Origin of the sequence: Lachnospira sp. CLA-JM-H23 (genome assembly GCF_040096425.1) — a bacterium.
Lineage (GTDB): Bacteria > Bacillota > Clostridia > Lachnospirales > Lachnospiraceae > Lachnospira > Lachnospira rogosae.
The window spans coordinates 47,763-62,913 of sequence record NZ_JBBMET010000003.1 but is presented as its reverse complement, the minus strand read 5'-3'; the positions used below and the strand labels follow the sequence as shown (position 1 = coordinate 62,913).

The following is a 15,151-nucleotide window of genomic DNA, read 5'->3' as shown; positions in this document are numbered from 1 at the left end:
AGCCTCACCTGGTATAATAGCTATTAATTCTATCTGCCTGACTTCTTATCCTCATAAATATACTTATTAATCTCGATCATCTTATCACGAAGCATAGCCGCCTGTTCAAAGTCAAGCTCTGCTGCAGCCTTACGCATATTTTTCTCAATCTGCTTCTTAACCTTTTCAAGATCTTTAATGCTCATAGATTCATAATCTACATCAAGCCTTCCATTTGAATTATCTGCTTCTGCTGCCTTAGATATACTTATAAGATCTCTTACTGCCTTCTTTATAGTCTGAGGGGTTATTCCGTGTACCTCATTGTACTCCTGCTGTATCTTTCTACGTCTTTCCGTCTCAGATATAGCCTTTTCCATAGACTCTGTTATAGTATCTGCATACATAATAACGTGTCCCTCTGCATTTCTGGCAGCTCGTCCTATCGTCTGGATAAGTGAAGTCTCTGTTCTTAAGAATCCCTCTTTATCAGCATCAAGAATAGCCACAAGACTTATCTCTGGAATATCAAGTCCCTCTCTAAGCAGATTGATACCAACAAGCACATCGAATCCGTCAAGTCGCATATCCCTTATAATCTTCTGTCGCTCTAGTGTATCAATATCAGCATGAAGATACTTGACTCTTATGCCGACTTCCTTAAGATAATCTGTGAGATCCTCTGCCATACGCTTGGTAAGTGTAGTTACAAGTATCTTATTCTTTTTCTCAACTTCCTTATTAATCTCACTTATAAGATCATCTATCTGACCCTCTATTGGTCTAACTGTTATCTCTGGATCAAGAAGTCCTGTAGGCCTTATAATCTGCTCTGCCCTCATAAGTTCGTGTTCTTCCTCATACCTGCTAGGCGTAGCAGATACAAAAAGCATCTGTGATATCTTGCTCTCAAACTCCTGAAAATTAAGCGGTCTGTTATCCTTCGCTGAAGGAAGCCTGAAGCCATAGTCTACAAGTGTCGTCTTTCTTGCCTGATCGCCTGCATACATTCCCCTTATCTGTGGAATAGTAATATGTGACTCATCAACAATTATCATAAAATCATCTGGAAAATAGTCCATAAGCGTATATGGTGGACACCCTGCCGGAAGCCCTGCTAAATGTCTTGAATAATTCTCAATACCTGAACAGAAGCCTGTTTCCTGCATCATCTCTATATCAAAGTTCGTTCGTTCTTCTATTCTCTGTGCCTCAAGAAGCTTATCCTCACTCTTAAAATACTCTATTCTCTCTGCAAGCTCTTTCTTTATATTCTCAATCGCCTTTTCCATCTTCTCTTTTTCAACAACATAATGTGAATTAGGAAATATAGCAACATGGTCAAGGTTACATTTAACCTCACCGGTAAGAGAATCAATCTCGCTTATCCTGTCTATCTCATCACCAAAAAACTCTACTCTCACAGCATCTCCACTGGAAGCTGACGGATATATCTCTACAACATCTCCCCTTACCCTGAATGTTCCTCGCTTAAAATCCTGGTCATTGCGCATATACTGTATATCTATAAGCTTTCTTATCATTTCATCCCTGTCTTTTTCCATACCTGGACGAAGTGAGATAACCATATTCTTATAATCAATAGGTGCACCTAATCCATATATACATGAAACTGAAGCAACTATGATTACATCATTTCTTTCAGACAGTGCCGCTGTTGCTGAATGTCTTAACTTATCTATCTCGTCATTAATCGAAGAATCCTTGGCTATATAAGTATCGCTCTGTGGCACATAAGCCTCTGGCTGATAATAATCATAATAGGAGACAAAGTACTCTACTGCATTCTCAGGAAAGAATTCTTTCATCTCGCTATATAACTGTGCCGCCAATGTCTTATTATGACTGATAATAAGTGTTGGCTTCTGCACATGCTGTATTATGTTCGCCATAGTAAATGTCTTACCAGAGCCTGTAACACCGACAAGTGTCTCGAACTGATTACCCTCTTCAAATCCCTGCACAAGCTTCTCTATTGCACGGGGCTGATCTCCTGTCGGTTTATAAGGAGCGTGTAACTTGAATTCCATAACAATTCTCCCTTCGTTAATCTATAGTAAAATAGTCAACAACAATATTATTTAATAGTATTTACCTTATATATTGATTTTACTACAAATAAATGCCTTTGTCTATTAAAACAGAACATTTGTTTTATTTTATAACAAAAATCACCTGACTGCTGATACACAACAGATTTCAACTAACTGCCAATCTGCATATCAGCCATCAGGCTTACTGTAATTTATATATTTTCCATTTGCATATATTTAATTAATCTGTGCTTCCACATTCTTAATTGCCGCATCAAGCTGGGTGTCAACATCTGCATCAGTGTCATATTCCACTACCATATCTGGAGTAACACCTTTTCCGTGTATATCCTGACCCTTTGGTGTAAAATACTTGGCAATTGTGAACTTTATTGCACTTCCATCTGTAAGTGGTTTAACTGTCTGCACAATTCCTTTGCCATATGTCTGGGTTCCAATTATCGTTCCTTTGCCATAATCCTGTATAGCACCTGCAAATATCTCTGAGGCACTGGCACTATTGCCATTTACAATGACTGCCAGTGGCAGATTGAACTCATCATTATCCTGACCTTTATACTCTTTTCTATTGCCCTGCTTATCCTCTGTATACACAATAAGTCCGTCAGGAAGCATATATTTAAGCATACCTACAACCGTATCAAGCAATCCGCCTGGATTGTTTCTTATATCAATTACAAGTCCTTTCATACCCTGTGACTGCAAATCTTCAACAGCCGCCTTGAACTGCTTTGTTGTTACCTCCTCAAACTGTGATATCGAAAGATAACCTATATTATTATCAAGAAGTGTATATGACACTGTCTTTGCTTCAACAGCATCTCTTACCGCAGAAAATGTCAGTCGCTCAGTTCCACGAATGACCTCCAGCGTGACAGATGTACCCTTGTCGCCTTTAATAAGTGCAACGGCTGATGAAAGCTCCATACCTGTTATGTCCCTGCCATCAACATTTACAACCCTGTCGCCACTCCTGAGTCCAGCCTGATAACCTGCCCCATTATCATATACATCTACAAGAAGAACACCACCTTCACCGCTAAGCTGGCAGACTGCTCCTATGCCATAGAACTTGCCATTTGTTGACTCCTTTAAGGCTTTATATTCATCCGCTGTATAATACATGGTATACTTGTCACCATATGAACTAAGATACGCCTTGTAAATGTTATCTTTGGCGGTTTCATCATCTACATCACCAAAATAAAAGGATTCAAGCACAGAATCAATTGCATTAAGCTTGCCTTCTACCTCACTTCCAATTCCGTCTGAATCTGTGACTGCATCAGATTGTATATATACATCTCCATTAACACCTATATGAATGTAGCCTTTAGCTATACACACTGCTGCCACACTTAATATTAGAAGTATAACAGCCATAAATGCTGATACAGCACCGATAATCATTCCACTTGCAAAGCCTTGTGATTTCTTCTTTCTTGGCGGCTGTGCATTTCTTCTTAAATCATTCATTCCATACAAATCACCAATATTTCCACGATTATCCGAAGCACTATTATTAATTCTGTTACTGGCATTGTTGTCATTATCTGCATTAACATTATTACTTGCATTGATATTATCACCAGCATTAAAATCGTCACTATTGACATTATCATTTGAATAAATGTTGTTATTTTGATTGTCCATACCTATATGCCTCTGCATTTATTAATATTTATTTGCTTAAGTAGTTCCAAGGTGAAACATAACTTCCGTTATATCTTACATCAAAATGTAGATGAACTCCGTCAGAATCACCAGTTGTTCCCATAAGTGCTATCTTCTGTCCCTTAGTTACATGTGTTCCTGCACTGACAAGAAGCTTTGAAGCATGCAGATATCTTGTATACAATCCACCACCGTGATTAATCATAATATAATTCCCCGCTGATGAACTAAATGTCGCAATTACCACGTCACCATCATACGCCGCATATATAGCATCACCCGCAACGCCTCTGTTAAGTGCACCGATATCAATTCCCTTATGCGGAGAACTTCTGCCCTCTGTATCACCATAAGGTGAGGTTATCCTTGTTGACTCTGTAGGCCACTTGAACTTTCCACCATCATATTTTACAACATTGGCACTTCCACTATTCTCCTTGGCCTTAATCTCTGCCTCTATCTTAGCAATATATTCGTCCTGAGCCTTTATATCAGCTTCTATCTTAGCTTTATAATCCTCCTGCTGCTGCTTATTCTTCTGCAATGAAGCCATTTCACTTTTCTTGGTTGACTCAAGCAGTGAAAGTGAAGCTCTCTTATCTTCAAGCTCCTCCTGCTTGGTTACAAGTGTCTCCCTGTCTGTTTCTAACTGTGCTTTGGCGACAGTTATATAAGTAACAGTAGCATTATATTTTTCAAGCATTTCCCTGTCATACTGTGAGATTTTTGTAATATATTCCGCCTTATTAAGCATATCACCCATACTCTGGGAATTCATAAGCAATGCAAAATATGTTTCATCATTATGTTCATACATAAACTGAATTCTAAGCTTCATTGAACTATACTGTTCTTCTGCCTCTATCTCTGCCTGTGCAAGCTTTTCTTCCGTATCCGCTATCTCAGCCTCTATCTGCTCAACCTGCTCATTAACCTCATTAAGCTCGCCATCAACACTGGACATCTGTGCATCAAGCTGGGCAATATAAGCTATCATATCATCGTTCTGTGCCTTTAAGTCTTCAATTATTTTCTCTGTCTGTTCATACTGGCTCTGCAAATCTTTTTTCTTGCTGTTAGCATCATTGAGATTCTGCTTATCATCTCCATATACATCATAATATGACACTGCAAAATATGGTATTACAAGCACAAGTACCATCAACAATGGAATAAGCCTTTTTGCTAATGCTCTCCTCATACAACTCCTCCATTCAGTCAGACCATTTATAAAATGCATACAAACAGCCGCTTAACAATAGCATAACAATCTATACTGTCGGATACCATTTTTATTTTTAAATAGGACTTCCACATATCATATACAATCACATAATATAATCTTCATATATAATACATAATCATATAATTCAATGCAGCAGTCCTATGTCTGGCTAATATTATCTGCTATACATTAGCATGCTTTCTTACAGCAAAGAAGCTTCCTAATGCACCTATTCCGATACCAAGAAGAATTCCTACTGGAACCAGTATTCTGAATACATCATTAACCGGCATAAATGCAAGAATATTCTGAAGTATCGAGAACTTATTCATAACAAAATTAATAATATTCTCATATACAAATCTAAGAATAACTATTGGAATAATTGAACCAACAAGTCCAATTACAATACCTTCTACGAAGAATGGTGCATTAACAAATGCATCTGTAGCACCTATATACTTCATAATAGAAATCTCTTCTTTACGGACAGTAATACCTATTACAATTGTGTTAGTAATAAGGAATATAGATACTGCAAGAAGAATAACTATAATTGCTATTGTTATGTAACTAACAAGTCTTGCGGCACTAGCAAGTCCACTTGCTGTTGCCTCTGAACGGTTAACCTGTCTTATGCCATCAAGATTTTCAAGGTATGTTACAAGTGTAGCCTGACTTGAAGCTTCATTAAGATATATCTCATATGATGAAGAATTAGCAAGAGGATTATCATCCTTGAAACCTTCTGCAAGTTCTGGGTAATCTTTAAAATACTCAGCCTTGTAATTCTCCCACGCTTCATCAGCTGATGTATAATGAATTCTTGACACTTCATTACGCTGGCTTATCGTATCGCCAAGCTTCTTAATATCTGCGTCTGTAAGTCCTTCATCGAAAAATACTGTTACGCATACTTCATTCTCAGCCTTATGAATCATATACTGAAAATTGGATACAAGTGCATAGAATACACCAAAAAGGAATATACACGCTGTAATTGTTGCTATAGACGCAAGAGAGAACAATCTATTACGATAGATGTTCTTTAATCCGTCTTTAATATGATAAAATAACGATCTAATCTTCATAGAAATAACCACCTTTTTCCAAATCACTGATAATCTTGCCTTCGCTCATAGTAATAGTTCTCTTCTTCATCTGCTGAACTATCTCCATATTATGAGTAACAACAAGTACTGTTGTTCCCTGCTTGTTAACCTGATCTAATATCTTCATAATCTCATTAGAATTAGCTGGGTCAAGGTTACCTGTAGGCTCATCGCACAATAATATAGCTGGCTTATTAACCAGTGCTCTGGCTATGGCAACTCTCTGCTGTTCACCACCTGATAACTCATTAGGAAATGACTTATACTTATCAAGAAGTCCTACCATTGAAAGCATAGCAAGAACCCTGCTCTTAATCTTCTTATTAGGAGCTTCGACAACTTTCTGTGCAAATGCAATATTATCGTATATATTACGATCTGGTAAAAGTCTGAAATCCTGAAATACAACACCGATATCTCTTCTAAGATATGGTAACTTCTTTCTTGTAAGTTTATTAAGGTACTTTTTATTAACGTATATCTTACCCGATGTTGGGTCAAGTTCCTTAAGAAGAAGCTTTATAAGAGTTGACTTACCTGAACCACTCTTACCTACTATAAACACGAATTCTCCTTTCTGAACGTGAAGATTAATTCCGTTCAAAGCAGGAACTCCAGATGTATACGTTTTGGTAACATCTTCCATTATAATCATTATTAATATTCCTCCAAATTAGTATGTATCTTTACTTTCCATATATTTCATATATTTAACTACCATAAGTGCAATCTTAAATGTTATGGCATCATCAAACACTCTCAAATCAAGGCCTGTAGTCTTCTGAAGCTTATCTAGTCTGTATACAAGAGTATTTCTGTGGATATATAACTGTCTTGATGTCTCTGATACATTAAGGCTGTTATCAAAGAACTTGTTAATTGTTGATAATGTCTCCTCATCTAAATCATCAGGTGACTTTCCGTCAAATATCTCTCTTATGAACATCTGACAAAGTGGAAGTGGAAGCTGATATATTAAACGTCCAATACCAAGTCTGTTATATGCAACAACATTCTTGTCACTATAGAATATCTTGCCTACATCAAGAGCCATATTAGCTTCCTTGTAAGAACGTGATACTTCTCTTATATCATTAACAATAGTACCATAAGCAATATGAGCAGAACTCATAGCCTCTGTATTTAACATATCTATAATAACTTCTGCTGTCTTATCAAGGTCTTCGTAAGTTTCATTACTCTTAACCTCTCTGACAAGTATTATACTCTTCTCGTCAACTGCTGTGATAAAATCCCTTGTTCTTGAAGCAAATAAAGTTCTTATTGTCTCTAATGCATTAATATCTTTCTCGTGCTTAGTCTCAATAATATATACAACTCTCTTTACATCCGTATCAATATGAAGCTTCTCAGCTCTTGTATACATATCAACCCTTAGAAGATTATCAAGAAGAAGATTCTTTATAAAGTTATCCTTATCAAATCTTTCCTTATAAGCAACTAAAAGATTCTGTATCTGAAATGCTGCAAGCTTTCCTAACATAAATACATCATCAGTTGTTCCCTTAGCCAATATTATATACTCAAGATTGCCATCTTCAACAACCTTAAAGAACTGATATCCATTAACCACCTGACTATCTGCTGGTGAATCTATAAATACAAGTGCATCTGCTGTACATTCAGCAACATTATCAAATGTCTTAGCTACAACCTTGCCCTCTGCATCAATAACACATAAATCAACTCGTGATATTTCTTTTAACCCATCAACGGTTGTCTGTAAAATCTGATTTGAAATCATATTATACTCCATTCCTTCGCATCTTTTTGACATTTACTATATCATTGTAAAGCAAAATGACAAAAAAAAAAAGAGGAAATGTATAGAAATTATACACTTCCTCTAAATTTTATAAAATAATTATATTTGAATAATACAAATATCTAATTATGTATAGTAATTAGTGAGTAATTACCATTTCTGTTTCCTTATCAAATACATGAAGTCTTGCAACATCCATAGCGAATTCAACTTCATCACCTGGACGAGCTGTTGTTCTAGGATTAACCTTAGCTGTACATGTAACATCACCGATTTCATAGTGAAGGTTAACTTCAGCACCAAGTAATTCATATACTCTGATTGTTGACTTAAACTTAGTATCCTGATGAGCAGCGATAAATTCTGGATCATCTTTAACGTCTTCTGGACGGATACCAACTACAACTGTCTTTCCAACATAACCTTCATCGATAAGCTTCTTGCTCTTTTCAGCTGGAAGTTTGATAACAACTTCTTCGCTCATCTTAAGAACTGCCTGTGAACCTTCCTGAGCTACTGTAGCGTCGATAAGATTCATCTGAGGTGAACCAATGAAACCAGCAACGAAAATGTTGTTAGGTGTATTGTAAAGGTTCTGAGGTGTATCTACCTGCTGTATAATACCATCCTTAAGAACTACGATTCTTGTACCAAGTGTCATAGCCTCTGTCTGGTCATGTGTAACGTAGATGATTGTTGTCTGTAATCTCTTATGAAGCTTAGAAATCTCAACACGCATCTGAACTCTTAACTTAGCATCAAGATTTGAAAGAGGCTCATCCATAAGGAATACCTTAGGACTACGAACGATAGCACGTCCCATAGCAACTCTCTGTCTCTGACCACCTGAAAGAGCCTTTGGCTTACGATCAAGTAAGTGCTCGATATCAAGAATCTTAGCAGCTTCATGAACTGACTTATCTATTTCATCCTTAGGTACCTTTCTTAACTTAAGACCAAATGCCATATTGTCATATACTGACATATGTGGATATAACGCATAATTCTGGAATACCATAGCGATATCTCTATCCTTAGGCTCTACATCATTAACGAGCTTGTCTCCGATCCATAATTCACCAGAACTGATTTCTTCAAGACCAGCGATCATACGAAGAGTTGTAGACTTACCACAACCAGATGGTCCTACGAAGATAATAAATTCCTGATCTGCGATTTCAAGGTTGAAATCTTTAACAGCTACAAAGCCGTTAGGATATACTTTACAAACATTTTTAAGTGATAAACTTGCCATTGAAAACTTTCCTCCTAAAATATAAAAAGCGTATGCACGCTTTCTGATACTGCTTATTCTACACTAAATGCCTGTCCTTGGCTATATGGTAATTAGCCAAATATCGCAGTTGCTTTTTTATCACTTTTACCATAATTATTAAATTGATGTGTATTTTGCACAAATTTACACAATTAATCTTCACTAACATCACCAAAACTCTTGACTTTCATATGCCATCTTATAATAAATTCAGCTATAAAAGTTGTTATAACAATCGCCAGAATTGCATACATCGTAACCCTTATTCCAAATGTAAATGCTCCTGCTATTATTATAAGAGCATCAATTATATTCATAATTACAACCACACTTAAATATCTGCTTCTTTCAACAATTAGACCCGCCAGCAGATCCGTTCCCCCCGTCGTAATCTCAGTCCTTAATACCATTCCAATACCAACACCTGCCATTATGCCTCCAATTATGGCAGTCTTTAAATAACTTACATCTACTCTTGTATCTGCTGGAAGTACTGCCATAAAAAATGTAAGCAGTGCATCAGCAGCAAGCGTATCTTTAATATAATCTATGCCTTTTTTGCAGTATGCCCATATGAATAAAGGAATATCAAGAATAATATTAGTGAACCATATCGGTATGCCAGATTGCGGAAGCCACCCCGACTTCCAGCTTTCCTTTGCAATTAATGACAATCTTCTTATTATGATACTTATTCCTGATATTCCGCCTGTAACCATTCCAGCAGAATCATATATGCTTTTATATGCAATTGCCATAAGAAATGTTCCTGTAATTATATATATCCATTTTAAATTAATATTTTTAACATTCTCTTTTATTATCATTATCCATATTTCCTGGTCTATGTCTTATTATCTTTATTATCCAGCCTCCCTGCTTATTGTCCTGTTACTATTTTTTGCAGTATCTTTATATATATTCAGCTATTTACCCTTGCATTATGGCTGTTATGTGCTTATAATTATATTAATCTATTAATTATTCCAAAGAAGAGAGGATTTATATATGGACATAGCTGGATTATCTACTAACTTAAGTACAATCAATGTAGTGAATGATGTTCAGGTTGCTGTGCTCAGACAATCTCTTGACACTCTTGAGACATCAGGAGACAGTCTTACTAAGATGATGGAAGCATCTGTTAATCCTGAATTAGGACAGAATATTGATATTCGTATATAACAGAATATTTCTTACTCCTTTTATCTGATACATTAAACCAATAATACGCCGTCAATTATCTTTATTGATAACTGACGGCGTATTATTCTGCATACGAATTATGCTCATTATTAATTATCTTAACTCATTTAATTTCCCAATTAAAATATTTCACTTACAATCATATATATAACAACTGCAATAACTGTAACGATTGCTGGAACTGTCATAATCTTCTGCTGAGGAACTGACTGTTCTGACGCAGCATTTTCTTGCACTCTGAAAGATTTCACATCATTAACGATATATTCCCATCTTCCATTATGCTGTGCCATTTTCTTAATGCACAGATACACAAGCGACATAAATCCAATCGATACTCCAAGAAGCATAGCAAGTGTCAGTAACATAGAAATTGACGAACTCTGTACTACTGTTTCACCAGCCGCTTCCTGCATTGTATCATAAGTACCTGTAATCTTAAGAAGCTGTATAATCGTAATTGAATAAGTATTAATCGCAAAATGTGCAAGCACTGATGACCATATAGAACCTGTAGCCTCTACCAAAAACGCAAATACAACACCAATGACAAATGCATAACAGAACTGGTTAATATTAAGGTGGAATAGTCCAAACACAAGGCCACTCATAAGAGCTCCCTTTAATACTCCGCATTTTCTATACGTTCCATAAAACAAGCCTCTGAATATGAATTCTTCAACAAGTGCTGGTATAACTGCCATAAGTATAATCTGTACCACAAATGGATATGTTAGCAACGTCTGTGATGCCGCTTCAAGATAATTCTTTGAAAAAAGCATTGAAACGTTGTTAATAAACAGCACCATAGGTATCATCATATAACCCGCAAGTATAGAAACAATTACATCTTTAAATGCAATTATATGATATTGCATATCACGCTTTATGCTTATTCCCATAACAGCAATATATATAAGCCCTATTACAATAATGACTGCCTCGCTGATAACGTAAGACACCCAGCCTGGTATATGAATACCCAGCTGATTAATTGCCACAACCATCAGCAATGATACTAATGATGAAAGAAATACATACGAAACAATCAATACCGGCATAAAACAATTAATCTTTTTTACTTCCATGCGATAGCTTCCACTTCAAGTAATACATCTTTAGGAAGTCTTGCAACTTCTACACAAGAACGAGCTGGAAATGGTTCTTTGAAGTACTTCTTATAAATTTCATTAATCTTTCCAAAATCATTCATTTCTTTAATAAATACTGTTGTCTTTACAATATTCTCAACCTTTGAACCTGACTCTTCTACAAGATTGCAAAGATTTTTAAAAGCCTGTTCTGCCTGAGCCTCTACTCCGCCCTCAGCAATTTCTCCTGTTGCTGGAATAACCGGAATAACACCTGATGTATACACCATTCCATTAATCTCAATAGCCTGTGAGTATGGTCCAATTGCACTTGGAGCTTTGTCTGTACTAATAACTTTCTGCATATTATCCTCCTTCTAATGCCTTCGCATATATAAAAGTTGATGTGTAACTGTGCATATCTAATCTGAAATCACACATATATCATTCACATCAGGTTAAATTGTATAACAATAGTTATCTTTATTCAAGAAATATTGTTTTAGAACTATTATTATTTTAAAACTATTGAATTCTCTGTAATAACAACCTTTTCCTGCTTTAAAAGTCTTCCTACTGCTCTCTTAAAAGCATTCTTGCTCATATTAAAATACTTCTTTATAACCTCCGGGTCTGCCTTATCTGTAAATCCAAGGCTTCCACCAAGCTCAACTATCTTATTATAGATAAGTGTTGAATCTTCGTCCATCTGTATATAAGCTTTCTGATGTATACTTATTGTTATTTTATTATCTTCCCTTACCTTTATAACTCTTCCGTGAACTACGTCTCCGATTTTGATATTATCTGACATTTCATTTCTTGTTATAAATCCGTAGTATTTATCATCAACAGCCACATATATTCCGTGATCTGGCTTAATTCCGATAACAGTTCCTGATACAGCACTATCCTTTACATACTTATCTGTAGTCTTAAGATATCTGCTTACCTTCATTGTTGCGGCAAGTCTGTTGCTTCTGTCTATATATAAAGCTACAAGGTATTCATCGCCTGTATTAACGTGTGTTGTCTGTTCCCTGTAAGGAAGCAGTAAATTCTTCTCAAGTCCCCAGTCAAGAAATGCACCTATACTGCTTACCTCTGACACTTTAAGTCTTGCAAGTCCGCCTAACTCAATCTTAGGTGTGTTAGTTGTAGCTATAAGCCTGTCGCTTGAATCCCTGTATACAAATACCGTAAGTGCATCTCCTATCTCTATATCTTCAGGCACCTGCTTCTTTGGAAGAAGCACCTTATCATCTTCTGTCCCAAGATATACACCGAAATCAGTCTTCTTTATTATATTAAGACATTGTGTTTTACCCAATTGTATCATAACTGCCTCCTTTAATTATTATAACCCCCGATGAATACTTTTCTGGCAGCCGCAGTGCAAACCTGCCCGAAAGTATATTCAATAAAAAATTCTATAGGAATTTCCTGTTAAACAAAAAACCCTCGCAATAAATGCGAGGGTACAAGCTGGGCTTGAGGGATTCGAACCCCCGAAATGCTGGAATCAGAATCCAGTGCCTTACCACTTGGCGAAAGCCCATTGTCGTGACAACAAAATGAATTATATACTATCATTTTACAAAATGCAAGTGTTTTTTTGAATTTTTTTAAAAATTTTGATTTTTTTATCTGTGATAAAATTAAGTGCTTTAAAAAGCGTGCAATACCGCCTTTAACGCCTTACAATCCGTACCGTTCCATCTGTGTCAGTTCCAAGATTTGGAGAATCTACAAAGAACTTATATTGTTCAAGAACTTCATCTTTCTTCATATCTGTAAGTGCTTTACTAACATTAATATCTTCATAATCCCTAGTCGCACCCTCAAGATTGAATTCATTCCCTTTCTTGAAGTCAAATGTAAAATTCTTAGGATCAGAATGTCTTGGTGTTTTATCAGCTTCCTTAACCTGTTCGTCATCTGCATATACATCATCTACAGACTTATCACTGGCAGCTTCTGCATTATCAAGCTTTGAATTAATGCCGGATGACGAAACATTAGTGTCTGTATCCTGATTATCTTTTATAACAGTTATGTCATTATTATAATTAACACTTTTAATACTATAACTTCCTGCTCCTATAACAGTCATAACCAGACCCCTTTCCTAATCATTTTTTACTACATACGATTGATATATCGGGCAAGCTTTATACTTTGTTAACCCATGATTATAGGAAATCCCTCTTTATATTCTTTAATAATAAATGGATTTTCCTTTGCATAATTATATATAACCTCACCTAAGCCGTTATTCACAAGCTCTTTTAACTCCTCTGACGGCTCTCTTCCTATCGAAGGACAAGTTGGTGTAAGTGCTATTACAAGCCTGTCGCCTTTTCTCATTATTCTAAGAGGCCATATCTTACAATCAAATGGTTTGTCCTCTTGTGAAAGAATACATCCCTTATGTTCATCAAGGTAATCACAAGCTGCTTCTTCCTCACTATCCTGTGTACAATATTTGTGTAAAAACTTCATCTGCCCATACTCTCCCTGCATCTGAAAATCTGATTTGACACCATATTCATTATCCTTTGATAATTTTTCACACTCATTTTTAGGAAATAAAGGTGTTTCCCAAAGACTGCACCTTCTAAACGAACAGCAAAAACGGCATTTTGCACAAGTTTCTTTTGATAATACCTTTGACAGCATATTGTATATTACTCCTTATTCTTACGCATATATTATTCTACACGCATTTTATTTCACTCTCACACCATATTTTTTAAGCATAAACTTAGGATGATATGACTCCTTCGCCTTTCTTAAACCTGGTATGTTAATATCTTCTTCCCTGTTAATAAATTTAACATCTTTAAGCGTTGAAGCATACATCTGGTTAATCGCGGCAAATCCACCATTAACAGCATATTCCCCGACTGCCTTCTCAAAATGTATATCGACCGCAGCATCATTAATATATGATGCTATTGTCATAGCCACAGGAACATTATTCGCATAAATAATTCCACCAGAAAGCGACAATTCTTCAAAATTATCAACTGCTTCCCTTATTGCCTCATATTCCTTCATTGCAGAAGTGTCGTCCTGCTGTAAGCGGTCATAATACCACTCATCTTCTATAAGCATAACATCATCAAGATTACCATTTCCTATTTCACAGAACATATAATCCTCATATGTCCTTTTAAATTTTGAAACGTGGTTCTTCTTCTTATGATATGTTCTTCCACTAAGCAGTGAAAGTTCTGGCTGTCCATATATATAATCGTAATCGCCTGCATCTGATGAACTCTCTGTCCTGCCTGCAAATGTATTCTCTAATATTTCTTTCTGTTCCTCTGTCACAAAACAGAACTCCAATGGTCTGTTCATTTCCTTAGCGTCCTGCTCTATTGCATAAAGCGCGGATAACACATCTTTTCTTCCCAATGGAAAGGTATACCCTTTTCTATTGCCAAGCCCCTCATAATATCTTATGAGTAAATCCTTATAATATGTCACCTTTATATTATATTTGCTTCTTAACAGGTATATATTGGCAAATGCCGCGTCACTCCCTATATATTGTGACTCTTTTACGCACTTTTCTATCCATTCTTTATCACTAAGCTTTGGAGTATTCCAATCTAACATACACATCTCCATTTCTAAAGCACATAGGGCTTATGATAATTATCTGACATTCTAGCACACACATTTATAATAAACAACTATTCCCCATATAAATTATGTGTTA

15 protein-coding genes and 1 tRNA gene are annotated in these 15,151 nt (G+C 36.0%); 1 reads left to right on the top strand and 15 read right to left on the bottom strand.

The genetic code is table 11. The annotated features are described in order from the left end of the window. Positions 1–29: 29 nt before the first annotated feature. From uvrB to WMO42_RS04760, 8 genes are all read right to left on the bottom strand, one after another. Complete coding sequence (gene uvrB, locus WMO42_RS04795) at positions 30–2,030, bottom strand: excinuclease ABC subunit UvrB (protein WP_022501247.1); 2,001 nt, start codon at positions 2,028–2,030, stop codon at positions 30–32. Between the two features lie 240 nt (positions 2,031–2,270). Then, positions 2,271–3,707, bottom strand: a complete 1,437-nt coding sequence (locus WMO42_RS04790; RefSeq protein ID WP_242858671.1) for a S41 family peptidase — start codon at positions 3,705–3,707, stop codon at positions 2,271–2,273. 28 nt (positions 3,708–3,735) lie between these two features. Next, on the bottom strand, positions 3,736–4,929 hold the full coding sequence (locus WMO42_RS04785) for a peptidoglycan DD-metalloendopeptidase family protein (protein ID WP_318295654.1): 1,194 nt from the start codon (positions 4,927–4,929) through the stop codon (positions 3,736–3,738). 206 nt (positions 4,930–5,135) lie between these two features. Further along, a complete protein-coding gene (gene ftsX / locus WMO42_RS04780) occupies positions 5,136–6,044 on the bottom strand; it encodes a permease-like cell division protein FtsX (protein WP_022501244.1) in 909 nt (302 codons plus the stop codon). Further along, complete coding sequence (gene ftsE, locus WMO42_RS04775; protein ID WP_022501243.1) at positions 6,034–6,720, bottom strand: cell division ATP-binding protein FtsE; 687 nt, start codon at positions 6,718–6,720, stop codon at positions 6,034–6,036. The genes ftsX and ftsE overlap by 11 nt, the downstream gene beginning before the upstream one ends. A gap of 18 nt (positions 6,721–6,738) precedes the next feature. Next, positions 6,739–7,830 carry a helix-turn-helix domain-containing protein gene (locus WMO42_RS04770; protein WP_022501242.1) on the bottom strand — a complete coding sequence of 364 codons (1,092 nt, stop codon included), beginning with the start codon at positions 7,828–7,830 and terminating at the stop codon, positions 6,739–6,741. A gap of 160 nt (positions 7,831–7,990) precedes the next feature. After that, on the bottom strand, positions 7,991–9,106 hold the full coding sequence (gene ugpC / locus WMO42_RS04765) for a sn-glycerol-3-phosphate ABC transporter ATP-binding protein UgpC (protein WP_022501241.1): 1,116 nt from the start codon (positions 9,104–9,106) through the stop codon (positions 7,991–7,993). Between the two features lie 173 nt (positions 9,107–9,279). Further along, positions 9,280–9,954 carry a YitT family protein gene (locus tag WMO42_RS04760; protein ID WP_349191667.1) on the bottom strand — a complete coding sequence of 225 codons (675 nt, stop codon included), beginning with the start codon at positions 9,952–9,954 and terminating at the stop codon, positions 9,280–9,282. A 181-nt stretch (positions 9,955–10,135) separates the two neighbouring features. On the opposite strand from WMO42_RS04760, the gene WMO42_RS04755 reads away from it, so the two are divergent. After that, on the top strand, positions 10,136–10,312 hold the full coding sequence (locus WMO42_RS04755; RefSeq protein WP_022501239.1) for a YjfB family protein: 177 nt from the start codon (positions 10,136–10,138) through the stop codon (positions 10,310–10,312). 140 nt (positions 10,313–10,452) lie between these two features. On the opposite strand, the gene WMO42_RS04750 is transcribed toward WMO42_RS04755, so the two are convergent. From WMO42_RS04750 to WMO42_RS04720, 7 genes are all read right to left on the bottom strand, one after another. Continuing rightward, the gene (locus WMO42_RS04750; RefSeq protein ID WP_055173930.1) at positions 10,453–11,421 is read right to left on the bottom strand and encodes a type II CAAX endopeptidase family protein; all 969 of its coding nucleotides are present in this window, start codon (positions 11,419–11,421) and stop codon (positions 10,453–10,455) included. Then, positions 11,412–11,789, bottom strand: a complete 378-nt coding sequence (locus WMO42_RS04745; RefSeq protein ID WP_022501237.1) for a RidA family protein — start codon at positions 11,787–11,789, stop codon at positions 11,412–11,414. The genes WMO42_RS04750 and WMO42_RS04745 overlap by 10 nt, the downstream gene beginning before the upstream one ends. Positions 11,790–11,938: 149 nt before the next feature. Then, complete coding sequence (locus WMO42_RS04740) at positions 11,939–12,763, bottom strand: S1-like domain-containing RNA-binding protein (RefSeq protein ID WP_349191666.1); 825 nt, start codon at positions 12,761–12,763, stop codon at positions 11,939–11,941. 146 nt (positions 12,764–12,909) lie between these two features. Continuing rightward, positions 12,910–12,982, bottom strand: a tRNA-Gln gene (locus WMO42_RS04735). Positions 12,983–13,114: 132 nt separating this feature from the next. Then, a complete protein-coding gene (locus tag WMO42_RS04730) occupies positions 13,115–13,537 on the bottom strand; it encodes a hypothetical protein (protein WP_055173928.1) in 423 nt (140 codons plus the stop codon). Between the two features lie 68 nt (positions 13,538–13,605). Then, positions 13,606–14,103: a hypothetical protein gene (locus WMO42_RS04725; RefSeq protein ID WP_055173927.1), complete on the bottom strand. Its 498-nt coding sequence runs from the start codon at positions 14,101–14,103 to the stop codon at positions 13,606–13,608. A 48-nt stretch (positions 14,104–14,151) separates the two neighbouring features. Continuing rightward, positions 14,152–15,048 (bottom strand): phosphatidylglycerol lysyltransferase domain-containing protein, encoded by an 897-nt coding sequence (locus WMO42_RS04720; protein ID WP_349191665.1) that lies wholly within the window; start codon positions 15,046–15,048, stop codon positions 14,152–14,154. Positions 15,049–15,151 lie beyond the last annotated feature (103 nt).